At 42.4% G+C, this 26,892-nt stretch carries 21 protein-coding genes; 15 read left to right on the forward strand and 6 right to left on the reverse strand.

Annotated features, from left to right (window positions below; genetic code table 11):
- The first annotated feature begins 6 nt into the window (after positions 1-6).
- The 10 genes from eutC to RSC70_RS01600 all read left to right on the forward strand — a co-directional run bounded on the left by eutC (position 7) and on the right by RSC70_RS01600 (position 9,566).
- Positions 7-888 (forward strand): ethanolamine ammonia-lyase subunit EutC, encoded by an 882-nt coding sequence (gene eutC, locus RSC70_RS01555; protein WP_130986143.1) that lies wholly within the window; start codon positions 7-9, stop codon positions 886-888.
- Between the two features lie 11 nt (positions 889-899).
- Complete coding sequence (eutL, locus tag RSC70_RS01560) at positions 900-1,559, forward strand: ethanolamine utilization microcompartment protein EutL (protein WP_332541463.1); 660 nt, start codon at positions 900-902, stop codon at positions 1,557-1,559.
- Between the two features lie 12 nt (positions 1,560-1,571).
- Entirely contained in the window at positions 1,572-2,138 is a 567-nt protein-coding gene (locus RSC70_RS01565) for a BMC domain-containing protein (RefSeq protein WP_332541464.1), read from the forward strand.
- The gene (locus RSC70_RS01570; protein ID WP_442904239.1) at positions 2,131-3,483 is read left to right on the forward strand and encodes a 4Fe-4S dicluster domain-containing protein; all 1,353 of its coding nucleotides are present in this window, start codon (positions 2,131-2,133) and stop codon (positions 3,481-3,483) included. Before RSC70_RS01565 ends, RSC70_RS01570 begins: the two co-directional genes overlap by 8 nt.
- Positions 3,484-3,489: 6 nt before the next feature.
- Positions 3,490-4,077, forward strand: a complete 588-nt coding sequence (locus RSC70_RS01575) for a BMC domain-containing protein (RefSeq protein WP_025801792.1) — start codon at positions 3,490-3,492, stop codon at positions 4,075-4,077.
- A 26-nt stretch (positions 4,078-4,103) separates the two neighbouring features.
- A complete protein-coding gene (eutR, locus tag RSC70_RS01580) occupies positions 4,104-5,153 on the forward strand; it encodes an HTH-type transcriptional regulator EutR (RefSeq protein ID WP_040046879.1) in 1,050 nt (349 codons plus the stop codon).
- Between the two features lie 172 nt (positions 5,154-5,325).
- Positions 5,326-5,799: an adhesin gene (locus tag RSC70_RS01585; protein WP_332541467.1), complete on the forward strand. Its 474-nt coding sequence runs from the start codon at positions 5,326-5,328 to the stop codon at positions 5,797-5,799.
- Between the two features lie 152 nt (positions 5,800-5,951).
- Complete coding sequence (locus tag RSC70_RS01590; RefSeq protein WP_332541469.1) at positions 5,952-6,980, forward strand: formylglycine-generating enzyme family protein; 1,029 nt, start codon at positions 5,952-5,954, stop codon at positions 6,978-6,980.
- Positions 6,973-7,836 (forward strand): formylglycine-generating enzyme family protein, encoded by an 864-nt coding sequence (locus RSC70_RS01595; RefSeq protein ID WP_332541470.1) that lies wholly within the window; start codon positions 6,973-6,975, stop codon positions 7,834-7,836. Before RSC70_RS01590 ends, RSC70_RS01595 begins: the two co-directional genes overlap by 8 nt.
- Before the next feature lie 506 nt (positions 7,837-8,342).
- On the forward strand, positions 8,343-9,566 hold the full coding sequence (locus RSC70_RS01600; protein WP_332541471.1) for a hypothetical protein: 1,224 nt from the start codon (positions 8,343-8,345) through the stop codon (positions 9,564-9,566).
- Positions 9,567-9,873: 307 nt separating this feature from the next.
- Here RSC70_RS01600 and RSC70_RS01605 read toward each other — a convergent pair whose 3' ends face one another.
- The gene (locus RSC70_RS01605) at positions 9,874-11,193 is read right to left on the reverse strand and encodes an HdeD family acid-resistance protein (RefSeq protein ID WP_130998593.1); all 1,320 of its coding nucleotides are present in this window, start codon (positions 11,191-11,193) and stop codon (positions 9,874-9,876) included.
- Between the two features lie 38 nt (positions 11,194-11,231).
- Positions 11,232-12,593 (reverse strand): MASE1 domain-containing protein, encoded by a 1,362-nt coding sequence (locus tag RSC70_RS01610; protein WP_332541474.1) that lies wholly within the window; start codon positions 12,591-12,593, stop codon positions 11,232-11,234.
- A 141-nt stretch (positions 12,594-12,734) separates the two neighbouring features.
- Here RSC70_RS01610 and RSC70_RS01615 point away from each other — a divergent pair, with 141 nt between their 5' ends.
- From RSC70_RS01615 to RSC70_RS01635, 5 genes are all read left to right on the forward strand, one after another.
- Positions 12,735-13,070 (forward strand): DMT family transporter, encoded by a 336-nt coding sequence (locus tag RSC70_RS01615; RefSeq protein ID WP_025801799.1) that lies wholly within the window; start codon positions 12,735-12,737, stop codon positions 13,068-13,070.
- A gap of 890 nt (positions 13,071-13,960) precedes the next feature.
- On the forward strand, positions 13,961-16,240 hold the full coding sequence (locus tag RSC70_RS01620) for an FdhF/YdeP family oxidoreductase (protein ID WP_332541475.1): 2,280 nt from the start codon (positions 13,961-13,963) through the stop codon (positions 16,238-16,240).
- A gap of 220 nt (positions 16,241-16,460) precedes the next feature.
- On the forward strand, positions 16,461-17,216 hold the full coding sequence (locus tag RSC70_RS01625; RefSeq protein ID WP_234618367.1) for a helix-turn-helix domain-containing protein: 756 nt from the start codon (positions 16,461-16,463) through the stop codon (positions 17,214-17,216).
- Positions 17,217-17,449: 233 nt separating this feature from the next.
- Complete coding sequence (locus tag RSC70_RS01630) at positions 17,450-18,601, forward strand: EmrA/EmrK family multidrug efflux transporter periplasmic adaptor subunit (RefSeq protein WP_234618368.1); 1,152 nt, start codon at positions 17,450-17,452, stop codon at positions 18,599-18,601.
- 8 nt (positions 18,602-18,609) lie between these two features.
- Complete coding sequence (locus tag RSC70_RS01635) at positions 18,610-20,148, forward strand: DHA2 family efflux MFS transporter permease subunit (RefSeq protein ID WP_332541477.1); 1,539 nt, start codon at positions 18,610-18,612, stop codon at positions 20,146-20,148.
- 1,028 nt (positions 20,149-21,176) lie between these two features.
- Here RSC70_RS01635 and yfdV read toward each other — a convergent pair.
- The 4 genes from yfdV to frc form a co-directional block, all read right to left on the reverse strand.
- A complete protein-coding gene (gene yfdV / locus RSC70_RS01640) occupies positions 21,177-22,139 on the reverse strand; it encodes a transporter YfdV (RefSeq protein ID WP_103009566.1) in 963 nt (320 codons plus the stop codon).
- Between the two features lie 33 nt (positions 22,140-22,172).
- The gene (yfdE, locus tag RSC70_RS01645; RefSeq protein WP_332541478.1) at positions 22,173-23,321 is read right to left on the reverse strand and encodes a CoA:oxalate CoA-transferase; all 1,149 of its coding nucleotides are present in this window, start codon (positions 23,319-23,321) and stop codon (positions 22,173-22,175) included.
- Positions 23,322-23,332: 11 nt separating this feature from the next.
- Positions 23,333-25,027, reverse strand: coding sequence for an oxalyl-CoA decarboxylase (gene oxc / locus RSC70_RS01650; RefSeq protein WP_282806623.1), 1,695 nt, complete (start codon positions 25,025-25,027; stop codon positions 23,333-23,335).
- A 69-nt stretch (positions 25,028-25,096) separates the two neighbouring features.
- Positions 25,097-26,347 carry a formyl-CoA transferase gene (gene frc / locus RSC70_RS01655; RefSeq protein ID WP_282806622.1) on the reverse strand — a complete coding sequence of 417 codons (1,251 nt, stop codon included), beginning with the start codon at positions 26,345-26,347 and terminating at the stop codon, positions 25,097-25,099.
- Positions 26,348-26,892 lie beyond the last annotated feature (545 nt).

Genomic DNA, 26,892 nt, shown 5'->3' on the forward strand with positions numbered 1-26,892 from the left:
ATCATCATGGATCAAAAACAAATAGAAGAGATTGTGCGCAGCGTGATGTCGCGTATGGCGCAGCCAGAAGCTGCTGCGCAACCGGCTACGGCTGGGGCAACAACGGGCGCGGAGAGCGGCGAATGTTGTTCGGTCGATCTCGGTTCTGACGAGGCTAAACAGTGGATTGGCGTTAAAAATCCGCATCGTTTAGACGTGCTACAGGAGCTGCGAGCGAGCACCGCGGCACGCGTGTGTACCGGTCGGGCAGGCCCACGGCCACGTACTCAGGCGTTGTTACGTTTTTTGGCTGACCATTCACGCTCCAAAGATACCGTACTCAAAGAGGTGCCGCCGGAGTGGGTACAAAAGCATGGCTTGCTGGAAGTGCAGTCGGAGATTAGCGACAAAAATCTGTATCTCACTCGTCCAGATATGGGGCGCCGCCTTAGCGCGAATGCCATTGAAACATTGAAAACCCAGTGCAAAGCCAATCCAGATGTTCAGGTGGTGATTTCTGATGGTCTATCAACCGATGCGATTACCGCTAACTATGACGAGATCCTTCCTCCGCTGCTGAAAGGACTGGAGCTGGCAGGGATGAACGTGGGTACGCCGTTCTTTGTGCGCTACGGGCGCGTGAAAATAGAAGATCAAATTGGCGAGTTATTGGGCGCAAAAGTGGTGATTTTGCTGGTGGGGGAACGTCCAGGTTTGGGGCAGTCAGAAAGCCTTTCCTGCTATGCGGTCTATTCACCACGCATGGCCACCACCGTAGAAGCCGATCGTACCTGCATTTCAAATATCCATCGTGGCGGCACGCCTCCGGTTGAAGCAGCAGCGGTGATTGTTGATTTGGCAAAACGAATGCTGGAGCAGAAAGCCTCCGGTATTTCGATGACGCGTTAAGGAGTAAACACATGCCAGCATTAGATTTGATTAAACCGAGCGTCAAAGCAATGAGGGTGATTGCCGCGCTGCAAGAAGATTTCCGCCGTGAGCTGAAGCTGCCGTCGCATATCCGCAGTCTTGGCTTGATTACCGTGGATTCTGACGATGTGGCTTATATTGCCGCCGATGAAGCCACCAAACAGGCTCAGGTCGAAGTCGTTTATGGCCGTTCTTTGTACGCGGGTGCCGCGCACTCGCCGTCACCGTCTTCGGGCGAGGTGATTATTATGCTCGGCGGACCAAACCCTGCCGAAGTGCGTGCCGGTTTGGATGCGATGTTTGCCATGATCGAACAAGGACCGGCGTTTCAGTGGGCCAGCGATGCCGACGATACGGCGTTTCTCGCGCACGTGGTTTCGCGCACCGGCTCTTATCTGTCGGGTTCCTCCGGTATTCGGTTAGGCGATCCGTTGGCGTATTTGGTTGCACCGCCGCTAGAAGCCACCTTTGGCATTGATGCGGCGCTGAAAGCCGCCGATGTGCAACTGGTGACCTATGTTGCACCGCCGTCAGAAACCAACTATTCCGCTGCGTTTTTAAGCGGCAGTCAGGCGGCGTGTAAAGCAGCGTGTAATGCGTTCAGCGAAGCAGTATTGGAAATAGCACGCTGTCCTATTCAGCGCGCTTAACGGAGGACGGCCATGATCAACGCGCTAGGGTTACTGGAAGTTTCAGGTTTGGTGGCGGGCATTGACGCCGCTGACGCCATGCTGAAAGCGGCTCAGGTTCGGGTTCTCAATCATGAAGTGGTTGATCCGGGGCTGGTGACGCTGGTTATTGAAGGCGATTTGGCGGCCTGCCGTGCGGCATTGGACGCTGGCGCGGCGGCAGCCAGCCGAACCGGTACGGTGATTAGTCGCAAAGAGATTGGCCGCCCCGATCCTGATACAGAATGGTTAATTTTAGGGCTAAGAGGCTTAGCGCCAACATCATCTCCGGCACCTGAAGCTGCGCCAGCAGCGGAAATAGCGCCGCCAGCGCTGACTGAAACCGAGTCTTCTGACGATGATAGTGTGTCTATAGAAGCCTGGCTTGCGGAGATCGCTAGCCATGCCCAAGGCATGACAGCGGGTGAAATGGCCGTTCGCTTTCAACTGAGCTTGAAGCAGACAAGACATACGCTAGAAGCGCTACTGCGGGAAGGCAAACTGCGTAAGCGGGGGAGTCGCTATCGTATAAAAGTGGCGAAGGAGGAGGGGCATGAATAACCCGAGCCAAATGCGCATGACGCTAACGCCCGAGGAGATCCGCACTCGGGTGGCTGCGGCGGGTGTGGTGGGTTCGGGCGGAGCTGGCTTTCCGACTCACGTTAAACTTCAGGCGCAGGCGGAGATTTATTTAGTCAACGCCGCCGAATGTGAGCCACTGTTACAGGTCGATCAGCAACTGGCCGCTCAGTCGGCGGCGCGTTTGCTGCGTGGTCTGCAATATGCCATGTGTGCTACGGGAGCCAACGAGGGCATCGTGGCGATTAAGCGTAAATATCACCCCGCCATAGAGGCGTTAACGCCGCTGCTGCCGACCGGAATTCGTTTGCATATCTTGCCGGATGTTTATCCGGCGGGAGATGAAGTGATCACCATTTGGCTGGCAACCGGACGACGCGTTCCGCCGGCCTCGCTACCGCTGTCGGTTGGCGTGGTGGTGAACAATGTGCAAACGTTGCTTAACGTTGCCGCGGCGGTGGAAACACAAACGGCGGTAACTCAACGTACCTTAACCATCAACGGCGCGGTGGCCGAACCGATAACGCTCACGCTGCCGCTGGGGACCTCACTTCGCGAAGCACTGGCGTTGGCTGGTGGTGCAACCGTTGCCAATCCTGCTTTTATCAACGGCGGCCCGATGATGGGGCGTTTGTTAGCATCGTTGGATGAACCGATTACGAAAACCACCGGTGGATTGCTGGTTCTACCGAGCGATCATCTGTTGATAGAACGCCGAATGCGCAGTGAGCGGACGGTGCTTAATCAAGCAAAAACGGTGTGTGAACAGTGTGGGATGTGCACCGAGCTGTGTCCTCGCCATCTGATTGGTCATGAGCTGCCGCCGCATTTGATTGTGCGTTCGGTGAGTTATGGGCATATCGCTTCGCTGTCGTCTGTGACGGCGGCGCTAACCTGCTCGGAGTGTGGCGTTTGTGAGGCGTGGTCATGTCCGGTAGAGATCTCCCCGATGCGAATTAATCAATTACTTAAGGCAGAGCTGCGTGCCAACGGCGTTCGATACCAAGGTGAATTAGGTCCCGTTTCGCCGATGGCAGAATATCGATTGTTGCCGGTAAAACGGCTGGTAGCGCGCTTAGGATTGACGCCATTTATGCATAAAGCGCTGATGCAGGAAACGGCGTGGCAGCCTGAGCAGGTCGAACTGATGCTTAATCAGCATATTGGCGCGCCAGCCTCGCCCTGTGTCGAGATTGGCCAGCGTGTTGTACAAGGCGAATGCATCGCGCAGATGAAAGACGGCGCTTTGGGCGCAGCGCTGCACGCCAGTATTTCCGGCGTGGTTAGCCAAGTGGGGTCACGCAGTATTACGTTGGTGAGGGAGTAGCGAGAGATGGTATCGCAGAGCAGGATTATCACAGGGGTTAAAACCTATAACGCTATCGGAATGGTTGAGCTGTCGAGCATCGCAAAAGGGATGCAGGTGACGGACTTCATGCTGAAAAGTGCCAACGTCGGTTTGTTAATGGCTAAGACCGTTTGCCCCGGAAAATATGTGGTGATGGTAGGGGGCGATGTTGCCGCCGTGACGCAGGCGATAAATACCGGCGAGCAGCAGGGCGGTACGTTGCTGGTCGATAGTTTTTTGCTGGCCAACGTACATCCTGACGTGCTGCCTGCCATTAGCGGCGTGACCGATATGCCAGACAAGCAGGCGGTGGGCGTTGTTGAAACCTTCAGCGTGGCGGCCTGTATTGAAGCGGCTGATTGTGCAGTTAAAACAGCAAACATCACACTAATTCGTCTGCATATGGCGTACGGTATTGGCGGGAAATGTTATGTGGTGATGAGCGGCGATGTGGCTGACGTTACCACGGCTACGCAGTCGGCAAGTGAATCAGCAGGAGAAAAAGGCGCGCTGGTATACAGCATGGTGGTGCCTAACCCACATCCAGAATTCTGGCAGCAACTGATGAGTTAACGCGTGGTTGCCGTCGAGGAGCGCATATGAAAAAGAAGCCAGATCTTAATTTGCACCATCTTTTTTCTGGGGATACTGATCCCGTTAATTGTAAACCACTGGTGGAGCGTGAAAATGTTCATCAGCGCGAGTCGCAAGATGTGTATGAACACGCCTGTACCATCACGGCATGGCAGCAACTTTATGATCAGCTCCGCCCCGGCAAGTTTAAAGGTGAGCTCACCGAAATTCTGTTCGACGGCGTGCAGATTTTCCGTGAGTACACCAACCTGACGCTGCGTCAATCTTGCATGGTGTGGCCGAATGCGTTCTGGTTTGGCATTCCTGATGTGCGCGGTGAGCACGGTTTTATCGGCTCACAGCCGTTGGATTCACAAGAAATTGCGGTTCGCCCAGGCGGCAGAGAGTTTGAACTCAGCACGCCGGATGATTACACCATTCTTGGCGTGGTGGTTTCTTATGATGTGTTGTTTAGCCACGCCTCGTCGCTTATCGATCCAGACCGTCTATTGCAACTGCTCAACAACAATCCTGCGCTTGAAGTGAATGCGTATCAAAAAGAAGCGCTGTGGTATTTCATCCATCAGGCGCTCTCGCACGGCAGCGTTGATCCTCAGTCGATGCAACGGGCAAACGTGCGTAAAGTTTTATGTCATAACCTGCTCACGGCGATGACGCATTTACTAGAAGGCGCACAGCCAGTCTCAACCCGCCAAGTTTATAGCCGTATTAACTATCAGCATTTAGTGTCACAGGCGCGGGAATATTTACTGAGCCAAACGTCTGAACCCGTGACGGTGCTAGATTTATGCCGCGAGCTACACGTTAGCCGCCGAACGCTACAAAACGCATTTCATCTGGTGCTGGGCATCGGGCCGAATGCGTGGTTAAAAGCACTGCGTCTGAATGCGGTACGCCGAGAACTGGTCAGTCCATATTCCGAGTGCCATACCGTGAAGGATGCCGCCATGCAGTGGGGATTTTGGCATTTAAGCCAGTTTGCCACCGACTATCAGCGCCTGTTTAACGAAAAGCCTTCAGCTTCGTTAGCGGCACGTGGGGCACGGTTTATATAATATAGCCTCTTGATTTGTGGGTGAAGGCGGGGTAAAGATCGAAACACGGATTAGCGTATTGCTAAGGTAGGTGTGCTTTGAGAAGATATTTATTGAAACAGATCTCTAGCAACTCGTTTCATATATAGAGAAATATTATTACTAATGTACTGGCATTCAAGGATGAATATAGATGTTTAAGAATATAGTACTTTTTTTTGTTCTTGTGTCGTCGGGTATTAGTGTTTGTGCTGCTACAGACACAGATACTGTTTCGCGAAGCAGCATTATCACGGAGAGTTTTGATGCGCGTGTGATTGCCGATTTAGCGTATCCCGTTTGTACGTGGAGTTTAGCTGATAATAAGAAAGAGAACTTTTATCACTTTGTTGAAGGTGAAATATGTCCTGCCGGCGGGGAACAGTGCACATACTCTGGCATCATGAAATTGGATGGAAAGATAGCTGTTTTGAAACAAGTATCATCAGATAGCGGTATTAGTGTGTTTAAAAATAATAATGCAACTATCACTACAAAATTGACTCAGATTAAAAACCCTAAAATAGATTTAGGCAATGAAGAAGAGAGCTACTTTAGCTCCGTTGTTGTTATTCAAACAAAACATGGCGAAAAGAAACTTGAAATGACGGGGTTCTGTAGTATCTAAAATATAAGGAACTTCTTGGCGATAATCCTTTCAGAGTTTGATGTAAGCAACGAGCCACGAAAACGTTGAAAAAACGATGAGCTGGAAGGGCGTAAATCATATGTGCTTATGATACTCTGCAACTTAGTGAAGGAAAATGGAAAGGGTTTCATTTGAAAAAGCTAAGTTTTACTCGCCTTTTAAAGGGATGCTGTATTGCATTTTTATTGTTCTTTGTTTTTTTAACGCAAATGTTCTACAGCAATGGCTTATATAAAAGTGCAATTTGGATCGACGAGTTTTATCAGGAGCACATGAAAGAGTCGACTCCCTCGATTACTGCATCGATGACTCCAGATGTAATTGAAGCTAACAAAACTCTAATCAAGAAAAAAATTACTGACGACGCCATTTTTATTGAGGGCGGCGAATTTACTTTGGGACCAGATAACTGTGATAACTATGCGCCAACATTGTCGCGGTGCGCTCCAGTTCCAGTCTATCCCGTTAAGCTGACAAATTATTCCATGTTGAAGTTTAAAATAACCAATCTTGATTTTGACACTTTTCAAGCAGATATCGGTAAATATATCAATCCGCATCATGATGGCTTTGATAGAGAACGGTGGGAAAAAATTCATCAACACGGCGATCTTCCTGCCATCATTAACTGGACGATGGCGCATAATTACTGCCAGTGGCTAGGTAAGCTAACGAATTTACCGGTTGCTCTCCCCACCGAAGCCCAATGGGAGTTTGCCGCGCGAGATCGTGGACAACATATTGGGTTCATGACCAATAATAATAGAGTGGAACCCGGCGTAAATGTTTCCTCTTTCAAAATGAGGGAGGCTATAAAGGACGGTTATTTTACCCCGGTGGGGCAATTCCCTCCTTCACCACTGGGTTTATATGATCTATCTGGAGATGGTCTTGAGTGGGTCAATGACTGGTATTCGAGAGATAAACCTATTGGAGAAGGGCCTTTTGTGGATCCCCAAGGACCTAAAAAGGGTTATTTAGATAATGAAGGTCCTGCTAAAGTTTTACGGCCTAATCAGCCTGATGCAGATTCATCTGGATTTGGTGTAACAGTGCATGACCGCACCTATGCAGCTGTTTCTGCCTCTGTTAACTCCGCCAGTCAATACACCGTCCGCTGCGTAATTAACAGTTCGCAAAGGATAGCGACACATGAGTAAAAAACATCTTTGTATCTCATTCCTCGTCGCGGCGTTACTGCCGTGGCTGTTATTTTCTGAGTCATTGCACGATAACGTAAGCCGCCTGATTTCTCGCGCAGGTTCAATATTCTCCGGTAACAATGTCGAGAGTCTGGCTGCACAATCGCAAATCGATCTCATTAAGATTAAGGGGGGCTCATTCAATTTCGGTAAATTTGATACTGAATTCGGCGATCAGCGTTACGCTCAACAGATCTTTAATTACGTTCTGGAGCCGAGAGAAGTTTCTATAGATGATTTCGCAATCGCAAAGTATCAAATTACTTACTCTGATTATGCTATTTATACTCAGGCTAACGCTAAGGAACCTATAGAAGTTACCGACATAAAACAAAAAGAGCTGAAGGAAGAACGCGTGCCTGTTCAACTGACTTGGCAGGAAGCACAGTCTTATTGTCAATGGTTAGGAAAAATATCAGGGAAGAAAATGGATTTACCAACCGAACAACAGTGGGAGTATGCGGCTCGCAATCGAGGTCAATTTATTCTTTACCCAACTGATAGCGGTATTGTTGAGCCAGGTAGAAATGTGCCGCAGGATACCGATAAAGAGCGTACAGACTCAGTCCTGCAATATAAGATGATGCCTGTTGGGATGTTCCCTCCTAATCCCCTTGGAATCTATGACTTGGCTAGCAACGGCTGGGAATGGACGCGGGATGTTTATAAGGAGTGGACTAATAATGATAAATACAAAGACGACAGAGTTGTGCGTTCCCAATCCATAGGGGAGTCCGGTGGTGCACCAACGGTTTCACGAATCCGTGATAACAAAAATGATAGAAATACAGCTCGTTGCGTTATGACTCCATGAAATAAAGAACCCATGCATTTGCGTGGATTTTATACTTTCCTCTATTACCTTTATGAGGTTCCGCGGGACTTTATAAAGGCATTAGAGGAAAATTGGACGTTAAGTTGTGAGTTTTTAATCAATTTTATTTAAATTAGTTTTTATTTGTATATCATAGAGGTACTCATTTTTAATTTGGCTTGTATTTTTCCTCTTTGAAGATGCTGGATACCACAGGACAGGTGAAAATAAGGAATTATCTACTGAATATAGCGTGTCATTACTTGCTGCCATACGAGGCCAGCCTGAATCCGATAGAAGGGCAGTGTAAAACGATGAATAAGCGAGCGGGTAATTACGTCAGTTCTTCAGAGATATATTATAGGCACTCTGTCGTGTTGTATTAACGGAAATTTCCAGAACCAGATACTGATAAATGTGGCTTTAAATTAATCAGGTATTATATTTTATAGATACCGTTTTGAACAAACGGCTAAACGCGAGAAGACAATAGGCTGAATTAGGATATGACAAACAATACGGATGTGACGGTGAAGGCGCAGAATACTGGGCCAGGCCTCTGCTTTTTGGTGTTATTAGCTGTTTGGGCTGGCGTGTTTTTCATACCGGAAGCTGTTTTTCTTGTTGTTCCCGGGATGATTGGCTTTTCACTTCTGTTTTTTATTTACTATCTGGCATCTGAAGGACACCTTGCCGGTATTCTAGGCGGGATCGTTGCCAGCGTTATTTTGATGGGGATCGCCGCTGCGATCCCCGTTATTGGCTGGATAATCCTAATATGCTGGATACTGTACAATATCGCGAGGGCATTTGAGAGCATTCAAAATTTGCTGCCGGATGCTCTGCTGAGTGCTGCGCTGTATGCTAGCCTCTTAATTCCTGTCATCTATCAGTTTAATCATTACGGCGACAGCAATATGCTGCTGACAATTGGATGTGGAATTGTCTACTTTTTCGTGGCAGCGGCATGTATCGGGCGTATCAGCGAACGTTCGGATACACCAAAACACAGTCTGTTTCTCTTCTCCGTTACGTTGCTATCTGTACCAATGATTGTGCTGTTGCTTGCGTCTATTGTTGCCTCATTGCGTGCTGCATTCCAGACGAGCTTAGTAAAAACGACCGCGAAACTTCCCCAGTCGGTGAGCGGATACACCACTGCGCGAGGAACGGTCGTTGCCGACTACACGCGCAACGTTACCCAAACGGTGGTCAACTCCACGATCGTTCCTGGCAGTGGAGCCGTGGGCGCATCATTAACCGGTTCACTGGCGGAATTAAGTACTCCTGCTGCTGAACAGCCTGTCAACCGGTTGAACAATGAAAAAGAACAGCGCTACGTGACGCACAAAGATCATAATTTTTATCGTTACGACGAGCTGAATGATAAAAAAATCAGTAATTTTATTCAGGCTGTTGCCGCAGCGGGATCATTGCCGCCTCTTAAGAAAGAGGATGTCCTTTTTTACTTTGATGAAACGCTGATAGGAAAAGGGGATCGTGGCGTAGTGTTAACCGATGAGGCCATTTATTGTTTACCGGGCATGTTTGAGGATGAAGATAAATTCTTCACACGGTTCAGTAATATTGAGAAGGTCACTTTCTCAGGTGCTTTGAATAAACAAATCACGCTCTGGTTGAAAGAAGGAATAAAACAGAAAATTACGCTGACGCAATCCAACGCAGGAGCGAAAAAAGTCTTCGAGATGATTGAGTTGGCGATTGCTTGAGAAACAGATTCAGTGCTAGGGAGAGCTTTTTGCGACTATCGATATCTGCCAGCGCCTGTTTAACGAAAAGCCTTCAGCTTCGCTAGCGGCGCGTGGGGCACGGTTTATTTAGACGTTACAAATACAGAGAGGTGCGATTGTATTGACCTCTCTGTATTAAACCCTACCAACAATTCTCGCTAAACCCTCAAAATAAATTGTCCATGTGATAAGCAAAAGCCCAACTATCATTGGAGAATATGGCCAACTAAAAAACGAAAAGTGTGAATGTACAGCTCAATCAGCGCCAGATATTAGGGTGCTACGGCTACTTTCTACTATTCGAACGCTCACGCCACTTAATTGATAAACGTTGGTACCAAGGCTCTGGAACTGGATGAACAATACTTCGTAGAGCACGGGCATAATCCATAACCAATCCCGGAGTCCAAGCCATTGAGAGTGCCCGTTTCCGCACCTGGGCCGCTATCCATAGCTCTGGCATAAATAGCGTTCGTAGGGTAGAGCCCCAACTTTTGCTTTGCTCAGAAAGCACACCTTCTAGCGACGCCTCTAACGCATATGCAACGCTGCTTGAACAGTTTCGGTAAGTCAGGTTATAGGTCGTCGTCATCCGATAACCTTTCCAATATCGCAACAATGCCATCCCGTTGTATTGATTGAAATAAACCTTACGATCTGACTCGCACCAGTTTGCCGCTTCAGTGGCATAATCAGGCTGGAAAACACCTGGTACATTATTGTCTTGAGTTGCTTTTAGAATATTCAGAAACTCAGAGGGCGATCGGTCAATGTCTGATTCGGGATAGAGGCTGATATAGATATCCGGTGATAGTTCCAGCGCAGCATGGCCGGTTGAAATCACGCCGTCAGTATCAACCGCAGCGATATAGCGGTTAATCACTGGGCGGGGTATTGGCGATGTGTTTGCTGTCCCGACAGGTGTCCAAATATGAACGGTAAGCGGTCCGATGAAATCAGCATTTGAACTGTCGCTAGTGAGAGAGACCGGGTGTTTCGTTAGGTCATTCTGAATATCGGAAGGTGCTAGCAGATCAAAAATTGAAACCCCTTCGCTTATTTGTCTCGCCCTGAGCGCCAAGCGCGCTGTATTGATACCGCTAATCAGCATTAGTGTGCCAAGAAAGACAGGAACTGTGGCTTTATAGTGCGTCGGATAAGGGCTAAACATGAAAAATGCAAATATTATCTGTGCGATACCACCGAGCATCGCATTTTTCCAGTGAGGGTATCTCACTACCCACGCTGAAGAAATAATAAACAGTCCTATCACGAAGAACGCAAAACCAAAAACGATAGCCAATAAAAGATTGCTATAGGCTCTATTAAACAGAATGAGAATAGATACTGAACAAAAAATTGCTCCTTTGAAATAAAGGACAGCCTTTTGTGCTCCAACACCACTGGACGCAATACTCAAAGTGACTAAACTTTCGACAAACAATAATGTGCCGAATACGCGTAATGGAAAATAGGTTACGCCGTCTAGGCCATCGATGAAAATGCTAACGCCAAGCACCCCCCACAAAATACCGATCAGCATGAGGTATTTTGCTTTCGTCTGGACGAATTCGACGCCGAATAATAAAAGAACAATTTGGATCACAAGCTTCAGCCTCCGAGATCTAGTAATCGTGGTCGCATTTAGAGGGCAAGGTGATAGCGGCTAGCCTGCCAGTTACCTACGATAATATCTTCACCGTCCAACACTATGTGCACACTGCCTTTATCGACTAAGGTGATCCATTGGTCGTTGAATGTTTGGATACGGAAAATCATGGAGCTACGTTTATCCTGCGAGCAAGCGCGCCAGTGGGAACGAAGCTTTTCTTTGTCACGTGGATGAACACGTTGTAATACTTCTTCCAGATTGTCTAACGTTCCATCTGTCATATCGCCAAACAGTATTGAGAGATCGTTTTCCCAAATAAATGAACCAGACGATGTATTAAGTCGATAGAACACACCATTACCGACAATACGTCCGGTTTCAGGATCATGGTTTCTGGTCGAGCGCCTCAAGACTCTAATGAACACAACCAATAACGTGGTGGCGGACAAATAGGTCAGGGCTAAAAATAATGATTCGGTATAGGTTAGGCTTTTCAGAAAGAAGGGGCCTTGGTGCTGGTCGGTAAAATAGATAACGATAGCGCCTAGCGTTAGCAGCGCAACAGAACCGCCAAGGTTTCCCCAAAATACAGAAATTATCATAACTATCGCGATAGGCAGGCAAGCCAGACCAAAGTAGAGCGCAGTGGCATGCTTGGCTACCCAAGGTAATTCGTGACCGAAGACAACCCCCGCCGTTGCACAAAGCAGTAGCCATAGTGCGAAACCGATTGATTTTGACACGCGATTGCTGGCTGAAGAAGGCTCATTCTTATTAATGAATCCCATTACTATCGGCGTTGCGAAGAATATCCCGGTGATGTCGGCGATAAATCCTTGTGAGAAGAGTTCAAGGAATGGCTGGTCGTGTATTAGAGCAAATCCGCCAACGACCACCAAAGAATCCACTGCGCTGATAACAAGTGTCGCCACTATCCAAACAAGGATGATATGAAGATCGTCATTTAGGCGTGCAAAGCGACGCACAACCCAAGCGATTATGACGGTCGACGGAATCGACAAAAATGAATACAGCATCGAAACAGCAAATGTGAGTGGGCTTCTCCAATCCTCATCTAACAAAACGTTAGCCAGTGTAAAAATGACTATTAGGCTCGGGTAATCTCTCCAGCGGGCGCTTAGAAAAGCAGCAACTGCGACCCCGGCAGGAAACCAAATAATAGCAATTGATGAGTCTGGGTCATCGAATTTCAGCGACGTTAATCCGGCTAAATAGAAAATTAGCCCCCACATGAGGAGGATGGATAACTGCTGAAGCCACGTAGGAAAATACGCTTTCATTGCGGCTGAATTCCTCCTAGTTAGAGTATGTACTAAGCTATTTAAATATAGCGCTAACACGGCTGATACAATGGCACCAATGCTAACAATCATTGACTGGAAAACAAAGCAACATGAGTCTTAGAGTCTATGAATTATGGGGCAGTTCTATGGTGGGGCTGTTGTGTTGTGGTTGACACATAGATTCTTCAGACTTGTATAATGACCAGCACATTACAGTATGAAGAGAATCCTATGCCAAACACCTATATTATCCTTGCGATTTCCATTTGCGCTGAAACTCTGGCAACAACGATGATGAAAGCATCTGAGGGCTTTAGCCGCTTGCTACCAAGCGCAATTGTGATCATAGGCTATGCAATTTCATTTTATGGTCTGTCTCAGGTTGTAAAAACGATGAATATCGGTATCGCTTATGCCATTTGGGCTGGCATGGGAATCTTTTTAGTATCGATTATGTCGTTCTTCATTTATAAACAAAAACTCGATCTGCCGGCGATTGCTGGGATGGTGCTTATAGCACTTGGGATTATGGTTATCCAATTGTTTTCAAAATCAGTAACGCACTAATTCTTACAATATATTGAGGGCACTAGCAGGCCCTACTTATTGTTTCTTTTTCATCATATTGCACTACAAATAACTACGTGTAGCATGTCGTTAAGTTGCTCGCCACGAACGGATATTCGGAAGGGGAGAGTGCTTAGGAAAGTCTGTAATAGCTGGATGAATATGGTGACCAGAGTTCTTATAAATCGATGCTGGTATAAGTGTGAAATTCAAATCCCTATAAATTCATATGATAATTAAAACCGTAGGCTAAACATAAAATTGAAGGAAAAATCTCATCCTTTTTGGCACTGATTTTGTGAGTAATACGCAATAACAGTAAAACATTTTAAGCTTTACTGTATGCCTAAGTGTATTTATACATAAAATTTTGAATAGTATACGAATCAGAATATTCGCAGCCTAAGAATATTTCCTCTTCATTTCTTATATCGTCTGCTTCTTCTAAGTCATTCTCATTAGTATTTGACATCTCTACAAATTGATTGGCTGTTAATTTTATTTTATGACTCAGTAGGAGTAATCCGTCATAAGGCCATGATTTTGATGATGAAATATCGACTTCGCTATGTGCTGGCGATACCAGTAATATAGATATAAATAACAAGGAAAATAGGTTAGTTGGCAATTTGATGATTTCCATATTTGATGTGAATTATATTTTATAAGTTAAAGGCTAAAACCTAAATATTGATTAAATAGAAATTTAAAACTTACTTTATTGATAGAAGGCCTATCGTGATTGTTTTATTATTAATTAATAAAGTGTGTTATTAAATTATTGAGAATATTAACATTGTTTATAAAGTATTTAATGTTAGTCATCTTAAAATTCACCTACTTATTTATTTATAAATATTAACTAATTTTTATCCTATAGAGGAAGCATCGTGACAGCAAAGATTAAACCATATAATGGAGCCGCTGCCGGTTGGGGGGCAGTCAGGGCGGTGGTGAGCTCAATTCGACATGAAATGGATATTCAACATGGTCTAATTGCACTTTTTCACATGAATAAAGTCGATGGATTCGACTGTCCAGGATGTGCATGGCCGGATCCAAAACATACATCATCCTTCGACGTGTGGGAAAACGGTGCTAAAGCTGTTTCCTGGGAGGCGACAGAAAAACGAGCGGATGCTGAATTCTTCAAAACCAATACCGTAAGTGAATTGCTGGGATGGGAACCTCGAACACTCGAGCAGACCGGCAGGCTTACAACGCCTCTTAAATATGATCCCTCTACTGATAAGTATTTACCCATTGAATGGGAAGTCGCTTTTGCTGAAATCTCTCAAAAACTTAAGTCTTTCAATGACCCTAACGTTGTAGAGTTTTATACCTCAGGGAGGACCTCCAATGAGGCTGCGTTCCTGTATCAGCTCTTTGCAAGAATGTATGGCACAAATAATTTCCCAGACTGTTCAAACATGTGTCATGAGCCAACGAGTGTCGGACTCATGGAGAGTATTGGCGTAGGCAAGGGAACGGTAAAATTAGAGGATTTTGACCACTGTGATCTCGTTATTTGTATTGGGCATAATCCTGGAACAAACCATCCAAGAATGCTGACTTCTTTACGAGAAGTAGCACTGAGAGGTGCGAAGATTATTGCGATAAATCCAATGCAAGAGGTAGGACTTACAAGCTTTATTGCCCCACAAAACCCATATGAGATGCTAACCGACAAAGGTACTAATTTAGCAAGTGACTACTACCATGTCCGCGTCGGGGGAGATATTGCGTTGATGAAGGGAGTTATGAGATCTCTAATCGAATTACATGAAAAGTCCTTATCTCAAGGTAAAGAAGGGATCTTAGACATTGAATTTGTCCAAAATCACACGAATGGATACAGGGAACTTCGTACAGATGTACTTAACACAGAGTGGGAACATATCATTGAGAGCAGTGGCATCAGTGAAGAAGATATACACCGCCTAGCCGCAAGCTATGCATCTGCAAAAAAAACCATAATTTGCTATGGCATGGGGATAACACAGCACGAACATGGAACCCAAAATGTGCAGCAATTAGTCAACTTACTTCTCTTAAAGGGAAATATAGGGAGGGAAGGTGCTGGTATCTGTCCTCTACGTGGTCATTCCAATGTCCAAGGTGATAGAACAGTCGGGATTACGGAAAAACCAAATAGCGAGTTACTCCATAATCTGAATAAACGATTCGGGTTCATACCGCCAAAACAATTTGGGCATTCTGCCGTTGAAAGTATGAAAGCTATCTGCAGTGGAAAATCAAAGGCATTAATTTGTCTTGGTGGGAATTTTGCTGCTGCGATGCCAGACTGTACAACAACATATCCGATGTTTAGAGAATTAGAGCTAACGGTACACTTAGCAACAAAACTAAATACCTCACATTTATTAGTCTCTAAAAACAGCTATGTCTTTCCAGTTTTAGGGAGAACAGAAAAAGATTCACAAAATGGAAATTATCAGTTTGTTAGCGTCGAGGACTCAATGTCTGTAGTTCATTCCTCCTTGGGCGTGCTAACACCTGCGAGTGAAAATCTGAAATCAGAGTGTGAAATTATTGCTGGGTTGGCTAAAGCAACTTTAGGGCAGGAAAAGGTGAACTGGGATGAATTGAAGAGTAACTACGATTTGATTAGAGATCACATTGAAAAAGTGTTTCCCGATTTTAGTCATTACAATGAACGAGTAAGAAAACCAGGAGGCTTTACATTAACAAATTCTGCTTCTGAAAGGCGATGGCTTACAGCATCAGGACGAGCAAATTTCGTGACCTTTCCGAGTCTGTTAGAAGACCCAAAAATTCCGAGTAAAAAAGGGATTATATTGGCAACCGTACGCAGTCATGATCAGTACAATACAACAATCTATGGGATGGATGATCGTTACCGAGGGGTGTATGGACAAAGAGACGTATTATTTATAAGCAAAGAAACAGCTCGCAGCATTTCTGTTAATGACGGTGAACGAGTGAACATAATTGCCTTGAATCGTGATGGGACTCGTAGTGATAGAAGGATGAATAAACTTAAAGTTGTCATTTATAAAATGGCAGATAAAACAGCCGTTACATATTTCCCAGAGTCTAACCACATGCTTACCTTGGATCAATGTGATAAAAAAAGTGGCATTCCAGCATATAAAAACATCCCAATAGAGATAGAGGTTTGCAACTAGCTATTATGTTTAGTTTATATTTATACATATATCAAGATTAAGACGTAGAATATTCATGGTGAGTTAGATGAAATTTAAACTCAACGTTGCTTAAACGAAATAAAGTGGATTTAACTCCCAGAGTAAATGTATCCATTTCAATTAACACTAGGTTCTCTAGAAATTTCATAAGGAATGAATCTTATAAATATTTGATTTATTCTATATAGGTTAATTAATAATGTGTAACCATAGTTTAAATGATACTAATGCCTGTTATCTTATTCTTAGCTGTGAAGCAGATTTTTCATTCAAATCTGAAGTTGGTTATGAGCTCATTGGCCCTAGCACAATGGTGTTAACCAATAGTGAGAATAGGAAGTATTTTCCATATCAGAATATACATGAAATACCTATCAGGCAAAATTTACTGCATGAGTTGATAAGTTTTCTATCTGCGAAGCAGTTAAAGTTAGGAAATAGAAAAAAAGTCTCTGACTACTATTGTGCACATTTCGATGTGCATGATGTTTTTTTCAAAACGGTTGAGTTATCGCTATTACAAGCTCAGTCTGAACAAGAAGAGTCTAAGTTCGTAACTCATTTGTTAATGCTGTTATCCTACTTCTTTGATCAGTCTCAATTATTAAACTATTTGCTACGTGCAGTAAGGCATATTACATGCCTACAAGTAGAGGCAATTATTGAAAGTTGTCCCTCAAGAAACTGGAAACTCAATGACATAGCCAATGAACTGTGCATGAGCGCTAGCGGATTAAAAAGAAGATTGCGAGAAGAGGGAACTTGCTATAAAAAAATCTTAGTTAAAAGCCGTATGAAGCTAGCGAAGTTTCTACTAGAGTCAAAAAATATTTCGATACTCGATGTCGCTAGTAAATGTGGATTTTCTAACGCCTCTTATTTTATTGCAGTATTCAAGAAACATTACTTAATAACACCATCTTGTTATTCTAAGGGCATATATTGTTGCGTGTAGCTACTGTAGTAGCTAGCGGATAAATTTCATGGATCCACTGTATGTGTTATTCAATGAGGCTTTTTGTGAAACTGATGGCTTTGATGTTAGGAATGTCTGCGAGTTTTATCGTTGGGGCGTATATGTTAATAACCTTAATGATCAAAATGTGGAGTCACATTATCATAGTTTAGTGTTTCTGTATTTTTGTTGTTGTCTTCGTTACCTAAATAGTATCATCCTTGGGAAATAAAATGAGTTTAAGTAAACTATCAAAAGATAAAATAAATTTCACTAGAAATAAACTGATATTATCTGTATTTATTATTTTTTTGCTATGTGTATCTGTTTTTTCAGTCTACTGGTTCTTAGAGCTAAGAGAGTTGCAGACAACTGATGATGCTTATGTATCAGGCAATAAGATATTAATATCTTCCCAGGTAGCATCTAGCGTCGTAAGTATAAATTATACTAATACAGACCTTGTGAAAAAGGGGGATGTACTTGTTCAGCTTGATAATACAGATGCAACACTAGCTTATAATAAAGCCAAAAGTAACTTATCAGAAACAGTTCGAAAAGTTAGGCAACTATACATAAATAACTCGCTTGATAGAGATAATATTGAGAAGGCAAAAATAGCATATGAACAATCACTGACTGATTTGAATCGGTACTCAAGACTCACTGGTGTAGCCGCGGTGCCTCATGAAACTCTTCAGCATGCGAAAAATTTAGTCGCAAGTAATAAGATCAGTCTCAATATCGCTTTGCAAGAATACAAAAGCAACCAAGCTCTATTGCGTGATACAAATTTTGCCAATCAGCCATCGATTCAAAATGCAGCTGATGCTGTGCGCGAGGCCTGGCTAACACTCCAGCGAACAAAAATTAAAAGTCCAGTAACGGGCTATGTCGCACAACGTAATGTGAATGTTGGAGAAAATATTAGTGTAGGGCAGAGTCTGATGGCTGTAGTTCCAATGGATCAGTTTTGGATAAATGCTAACTTTAAAGAAACTCAGTTAGGTCGTGTCAGAATTGGGCAAAAGGCAAGCTTTACGACTGATATATATGGAGATAGTGTTGTTTATACTGGATATGTAACGGGTATCAACATGGGGACAGGCTCAGCATTTTCATTACTTCCTGCTCAAAATGCTTCAGGGAATTGGATTAAAGTAGTTCAACGTGTTCCTGTTAAAATTATGGTTGATATTGACCAACTCGAAAATCATCCACTTAGGATTGGTTTGTCTACAAATGTGAAAATTAAAACAATTGGTGGTGAGGCGTCCTCACTTCCGAAAACACAACGCGCCACACCTGTGTACAGCAGCAAGACGTTGGTTTTAGATACTGCCGATGTAGATCGGGAGATTGTCGAAATTATTAATACCAATTAAGATATTCTATGACTACTCAAACGAATAATATGTCTCCTCTCAAAGGTATGAATCTAGTTTTAGTGACTATTGCATTGTCGTTGGCGACTTTTATGCAAATGCTCGATTCAACTATATCAAACGTAGCTATACCTACAATTTCAGGATTTCTTGGTTCATCAACAAATGAAGGTACTTGGGTTATTACTTCATTTGGTGTTGCTAACGCAATCTCCATTCCAATTACAGGACGACTGGCCCTACGATTTGGAGAGCTAAAGCTTTTTATTATATCCGTTTCATTATTTTCTTTAGCTTCTCTTTGTTGTGGTTTGTCTAACAGTTTAGATGTGCTGATTTTTTTTAGAGTGATTCAAGGGTTAGTTGCAGGGCCACTAATTCCTTTATCCCAAAGCCTGCTATTGCGGAACTATGCACCAGAAAAAAGAAATATTGCACTCGCCTTGTGGTCAATGACTGTCATTATCGCCCCTATATTTGGCCCGATCTTAGGTGGATATATTTGTGATAATTTCAGCTGGGGATGGATATTTTTGATAAATGTTCCCTTTGGCATTATTGTTGTTTTAACAACCACAGGTGTTTTGAGAGGTAGAGAGACAGAGGTTATTCCTGTGAAACTAAACTTGGTTGGGCTTAGCTTGCTGGTTCTAGGTGTGGGCTGCTTACAGATAATGCTAGATAAAGGCAACGATCTTGACTGGTTTAGTTCTAATCTGATAGTTTTGCTGTGTATTATATCGGTTCTCTCTATTATTCTTTTGATTATTTGGGAGGCAACATCATCTAATCCGCTAATTGATTTAAGTTTATTTAGATCTCGCAATTTCTGCATCGGTGTATTAGCCATAAGTTGTGCATATTTAATATATTCTGGGGCCATAGTCTTGATGCCTCAATTATTGCAAGAGGTATTTGGATACACGTCAGTCTGGGCCGGATTAGCCTATTCTCCAATAGGTATTATACCTCTTATAATTGCACCCATTATTGGTCATTATGGCAACAAAATAGATATGAGGATATTGGTAACATTCAGTTTTATCGTGTATGCTGGATGTTATTATTGGAGAGCAGTAACTTTCAACACAGATATAGATTTTACAGCAATCATTGTACCTCAATTTATCCAAGGTTTTGCCGTTGCTTGCTTTTTCTTGCCTCTTACGACAATCACGCTTTCTGGACTCGCTCCTGAAAAATTTGCAGCCGCAACAAGTATGAGTAACTTTTTTCGTACGCTAGCAGGCTCAATTGGTACGTCGATTACTATCACGTTATGGAGTCGTGGGGGATCTTTTCATCATAGTAATTTATCTGAATCGATATCCACTTTTAGTGAGGAAAGCGTAGACCTAATAAAAAAACTTAGCGATAAAGGATTGGGTTTACCACAGTCATTACAATATATAAATACTCAGGTTACACAACAAAGTTTGTTGGTTTCTGCAAATGATATATTTTATTACTCATCAGGCATTTTTCTAATGCTTACACTGATAGTTTGGTTTGCACGCCCTCCATTTAATACTAAACCTGCTACATGATATTACTTCAGGGATACTAGGAGAAACTTTTCTCTTAGTATTCAAATTTATTTAGTGGTTTTTTTGTCATAATGTCTAGATAGCAAAAGAAGAGGGGTTTATTTAAATGCCTCCTAAGTCTCTTCTCCAATCACATTAAGCACTGCTTTACTGTTACATGCCAGCACAGAATTTTCATAGTCTTTCCAATAGTCGAATGCAACATTTAGTCATCTAGTAGTCGAGATGTTTAGATAGTTCTTGCAATATAATATGCAAAAAATCTTTAGCAATTTTCGACAGGATTGGCATTTATTGATCGTTGATCGTTGATCGTTGATCGTTGATCGTTGATCGTTGATCGTTGATAGTTGTTTATTGTGAGTTAATTTCTTTGCAATGTAAGTGATTTATGGATATGGATTATATGAATTTCCAATGAATTTATGGCGAGGAAGGAAGTTTTACAGAGTTAAAAAATAAAGATTGGGAGGTTTTTGAATAATACAGTGGGTCATTGGAAATAATAATTGCTAGCTCTAGTATTTAATTAAAGTAAATGATTAATATTGTGAGTCTGCTAGAGCAGGTACCGACCTCTCAAATAGTAAGGCCGGTATTGAGGTAATCTAAATAACTTCAAAGAGCTTTATTTAACTCGTAGAGATCTATGCTATCGGATGCCTTATTATTTAAACTCTCTGTTTTTCTAAGAGTTGCTATCTCTTGAGATAACGAGTGTATATCATTCTTGATTGAAGCGTAACTCTGAAATATAGCTATATTATCTTCGCTTGTATCCGACATTTTCTTTTTGACTTTATATATTTCGTAGTTGATTTTCTTTAGTTTGAAATAGAATAATATTATTATGAATACAGATATAATAATATAGGTAAACATTACTATTGGAATTAAGGTTATTGAGTTCATATTAGAAGTAATAGATTGAGGTTAAATTTTTTTTGCCATGCTAAAATTAACATAAGAAATGGCTTTGCTATAAGCATTATTATAACTATGCTAGATAGCAAAGCGTGGCCCTATAGCTATTTTAACAACGAGATTATATATTCACTCTGTGTTAGGTAAATCCACATTGGTGCTGTAATAACAAACATGATCGTACTCACTGCCAGGGACGATGTGCCTGTTCTTACATAAGTATCATAACGACTAGCGATAATAATACCTGAGAATGCAGGTGGAAGAGCTGCAATTAATACAAGCATCTGCAGTTTTTCTGTTTGAATGCCAAACATTATACCGGCGACAAGAATGATAGCGGGTGTGAGTATTAATCGATAGAAAGTGTTAAAGACGATTTCGCGATCAAATTCAAATTTATGGGCAGATAGTGTAAGGCCGGCCGCAAACACGGCAACACCCGCATTTGCCTTGGCGATTAGATCAAATGTAGGATCTAAGATTGGTGGAAAGTGTATGTCTAACATAACAAGACAAACTGCTAATACTGGAGCCCATACAACAGGTTCTTTAAGTGCAGAATATAGTGCACTTAGTTTACTGGTGTCAGGGCTGTTAGCGCTTGATTGAGGGCCGAGCAAAAAGAGGCCCAATGGTATAGTTATTGCGTTGACTATAATTGCAACGATGGCTACCACTAAACCTGTTGCTGTACCTGTACCATAAATTGGTTCTAATACAGCAAACCCTAGGAAACCAACTGTAGGTGATCCTGCAATTAGTGCGCAAACTGCAGACTCTGGCTTAGTTCTTTTAAATAAGTATTTGCAGCTAAAATAACTAAGCATGAAGAGCACAACCAGAACGACAGTGCTTACTAGCGTTAGTGTTGAGTCTTGAAATATTTCAGCTCTATTTGATTTAGTTATTGATACGAATAATGCTGCGGGCAAAGCATATGTAAGAACCATCTTATTAAATGCCTTGGCTTGAGTTTCTGTGAAAGAACTTCTCTTTCCAGAAATATAGCCTAGAGCCATAATAATAAATATAGGGACGAGATCAACCATAAAAATATGGAACATTTAGAACCTCTCGGTTTTTATATGAATTTAAGTTTACAAAAATTCTTTGCGAATTTTTTCACCATGCTCGTTTAGATTTGGTGCTGCGGGACGTTTTTTTGGATCTGGATACCCGCTGAGTTTTATTGGGTTACCTGGCATCTTAATTCCACCTGATTCAATAAGCATATTTCTATCAGCAATCTGTGGTAATTCCATTGCCTCTTTAACTGTTAATAGCGGTGCTACCGGTACGCCAAAATTGCTAATAATTTCTATCCACTCATCACTTGCTTTAGTTTTGAGGGTGAATTCTAACTCAATCTTAAGTTCAGCTTGGTTAGCAACTCTTAAAGCGTTGCTAGAGAATCGAGGATCATTTACGAGATCGGTTCTCCTAAGTCCATTGCATAATTTTGCAAATAATGAATCATTGCCGCAACATATAGAAATATACTTATCACCCGTCGTATATATATCAAATGGAGACATGGATGGGTGTCTATTTCCTATTCTCTCAGGCGCTTTCCCAGTAGCAACATATGCCATAAGTCCGTGTTCAAGAAAGGCTATTGTTGAATCAAACATTGCAATGTCAACATGAGATCCTCTGCCATTTCTATCCCGGCCATATAATGCACTGGTGATCCCACAAAACATAAATAAACCCGCGCATAAGTCTGAAATGGATGTGCCAACACGCGTCGGTGGAGAATCCGGAAATCCTGTTTCCATCATAATCCCACTCATTGCCTGTATAATCGTATCGTAGGCAGGTGAGTTTTTAAGTTCTCCCGTCTGTCCGAAACCAGAAGAGGATGCATAAATGATATTTGGGTTTATTTTTAAAATATCCTGGTATGAAAAACCTAACTTTTCCATTGTCCCCGGGCGAAAATTTTCAGCTAAGACATCTGCTTTTTTTACTAGGGCTGTGAATACTTCTCTATCACACTCTTCTTTTAGGTTTAATGCGATACTTTCTTTCCCTCTATTAACAAAACTGTAGTATAAAGATTCGTTATCAATAAATGGACCATAACTTCTCGTATCATCCCCGTGCTCTGGAATTTCTACTTTAATTACTCTAGCACCTAAGTCAGATAATAGCTGCGTTCCAAATGGGCCATTTAATACGTGTGTAAGGTCTATAACCAATAGGCCATCAAATGGCCCTTTGTCATTGTCAGTTTTAGTTAGCATTAAATCACCGATTATTTTATTGAATTTGTCTTCGGGTTTAAATTTTTAAGATGTCCACTTTCAACACCAGCGGATGCATCAATAATACAGTTAATGAGAGTGGGTTGTTTATTGTTTAAGCTATTTTTTAGGGCATTGACCAACTCATCAATTGACTTAGCACATACACCATACCCACCGAAAGCCTCCATCAATTTTTCATATTGCGAGCTCATTAGCAATGAAGTAGGGGCAGGGTCGCTTGATTTACCATTAATTTCATCACCTCGATATATACCACCATTGTTAAATACAATAATGGTCACCGGAAGCTTATAGCGACATATGGTCTCTATTTCCATACCACTGAAACCGAATGCGCTATCACCAACGATAGCAACTACTTGCTTGTTTTCTGTAACTGCTGCTCCAATTGAGTAACCCATACCGATGCCCATTACTCCCCATGTACCGCAATCTAATCGGCGGCGAGGGTGATGCATATTAATAATATTTCTGGCATTATCGAGAGTGTTCGCCCCTTCATTAACTAAATATATATCTCTCCATTTATCCAGCTCACTGTTGATTGCACCGAGAGCATTGAAATAGTTCATAGGCTCTGTTTTTTGCTCAATTTTTAAAGCCATTTTTTCTGCATTAATTTTTTTGTGTTCTTCTATAACTTCTACCCATTCATTATATTCATTCAAGGACTGGGTATTAAGAGAAGATAATAGCTCTTTAATAACAGAGCACATATCTCCAACTAGTGGAGCTTCAATCGGTCTATTGCTATCAATCTCCATAGGCTCGATATCGACTTGTATAAAACGCGTTTTATTTGACCAATGAGGACCTTTGCCATGACCTAATAACCAATTTAATCTGGCTCCGAGCAGAATCACAACATCGGCATTTTCGAGAACGAATGACCGAGCAGTTGCTGCAGACAAAGCATGATCATCTGGCAAAATTCCCTTGGCCATTGACATAGGTAAAAATGGTATACCGGTCGTTTCAATGAATTTTTTAATTTCATTCTCTGATTGAGAATATGCTGCGCCTTTACCGAGAATAACTAAAGGTTTCTTAGCTTCGCTTAATACTCGTAATGCCTTATCTACAGACTTCTTCGAAGGAAGCATATCTGGAGCAGGATCCTCAACAACAAATACTGAGCTGTCAGCATCTGTTTCTTTTAAAGCAGCTTCAAGGACACTGGCTGGAAGGTCTAAGTAGACGCCACCTGGACGACCGGATACTGCCGCGCGAATTGCACGAGCGATACCAATACCAATATCCTCTGGTTTGTTAACTCGATATGAGGCTTTAACAAATGGCTTTGCGATATTCATCTGATCTAGCTCTTCATAGTCGCCTTGCTGCAAATCTACGATTGATCGATCACTTGAGCCGCTAATTTGAATCATCGGAAATGCATTTGTCGTTGCATTTGCGAGGGCAACTAACCCATTTAGGAACCCAGGAGCTGATACAGTTAAACAAATCCCTGGTTTCTTTGTGATATAGCCACTTATCGCGGCGGCATTTCCTGCATTTTGCTCATGCCTAAACCCGATATAACGAATACCTTCGTTTTGTGCAATTCTGGCCAAGTCTGTAACCGGAATACCTACAACGCCATAAATGTTTTCTACTCCATTTGCTTTAAGAGCCTTAACGACAATATGCATGCCATCGGTCATTGCGCTATTATTTTCCATAGATACGTTATACCTTGATATTTAACAGTGGGAGCTATGGCAACAAGCATCTTGTTGCCATATGCATTTTTAAATCACTTTATTAATTTTTAATTCTGATACTTCTTTTTCTGTATAGCCAAGTTGATTCAAGATCTCTTCTGTATGTTCACCAAGCAATGGTGCAGCTTTAATTTCTGGACAGAATCCAGAGAATTTAATAGGACTACCCACGGTTAGGAACTTACCACGTCCAGGTTGTTCCACTTCTACTACAGAAGCGCTCTCACGCAGAGACTTATCATATGCAATATCTTTCATACTCATCACAGGAGCACATGGAACGCCGTACTTTCTCAAAATCTCCACTGCTTCAAACTTATCTTTATCCGCTAGCCATTTTTCAATATCAGAGAAAATATCAAAGATATGAGGCTGACGTGCTTTTGCAGTATTATATTTTGGATCATCAATCCATTCTTTTTTATTAAGAACGATGCACGTGTTTTCCCAATTTTGCTCTTGTATGGTGAAGTAAATATATGCGTTCGGGTCTTCTTCCCATCCTTTACATTTTAATACCCATCCTGGTTGGCCACCGCCGCCAGCGTTACCTCCACGAGGTACGACATCTGTGAATATGCCATTTGGATACTGCGGATACTCTTCTAGATAGCCAATCTTTTCTAAACGTTGTTGATCTCGTAGTTTCACACGGCACAGATTTAGAACGCTATCTTGCATAGATACTGATACTTTCTGGCCGACGCCTGTTTTTTCACGGGCTAATAAAGCAGTAAGGAGCCCAATTAATAAGTGCATTCCTGTGTTACTGTCACCCAAGGCAGCCGAACTTACTGTAGGAGGACCGTCCCAAAAGCCTGTTGTAGATAACGCCCCACCAACCGCTTGAGCCACGTTCTCATAGCTCTTTAGATCGTTATAGGGTGAACATTCGTTGAATCCTTTAATCGAACCAAAAATAAGTCTTGGGTTTAATTCATGAATATGTTCCCAACTTAAACCCATATGGTCTAATGCGCCTGGATGAAAATTCTCAACAAGAATGTCTGCGTCTTTTATAAGCTTCTCCATGATAGACTCGCCCTCTGGAGTTTTGGTATTTAACTCTAGTGAACGTTTATTGCTATTTAGCATAGTGAAATATAAAGCATCTAGGTCGGGAATATCTCGTAATTGTCGACGAGTGACGTCTCCGATACCTGGTCTTTCAATCTTAATTACATCTGCACCATACCATGCCAGCATCTGAGTGCATGATGGGCCAGATTGTACTCCCGTAAAATCGAGAACTTTAATACCGCTTAAAGGCAATTCCATACAGAAACCTATATTTGTTGTGAGTGGATTTTTATTATTTGGTTATTCACTTAAACATATCGACAACAGCTATATTGAAGTTTTTTGTGGTTTATAAAAACAATGCCTTTCAGTTATATCTGTTTTTTAATAGTTTCAGCGTGGTCATAATTATTTGCTAAATGTACAATCAATGATATTTTCTTTGATATAAAGAAGTGTGTTTCGTTTATTTGCTGTTGAATTGTCTTTAGATGGAAATATCAAATTTAATTTGAATTTTGTAACTTATCATTCAGGTATTTAAAATATCACACCAACTTAACTCGTTTAATTTTCATTAAAGAAGTGATGTTTTTCTATTATCGGTTTACAATTTATTTAATTGACAGGCGTTACTCCGTCTTTTTGGTGAAAATGATCAGGGAGCAACTGTTTAGAATATAACTATATAAAATTGATAATGGTCGCAAAACAAACGCCTATAGCCAAACCCTGATGGAATAGGGTTCCTCATCAGCTGTTGTTGGCTACGCCATCGGCATAAGACTCTATCTACGGAGTAG

This window comes from Hafnia sp., assembly GCF_036648275.1.
Classification (GTDB): Bacteria; Pseudomonadota; Gammaproteobacteria; order Enterobacterales; family Enterobacteriaceae; genus Hafnia; species Hafnia alvei.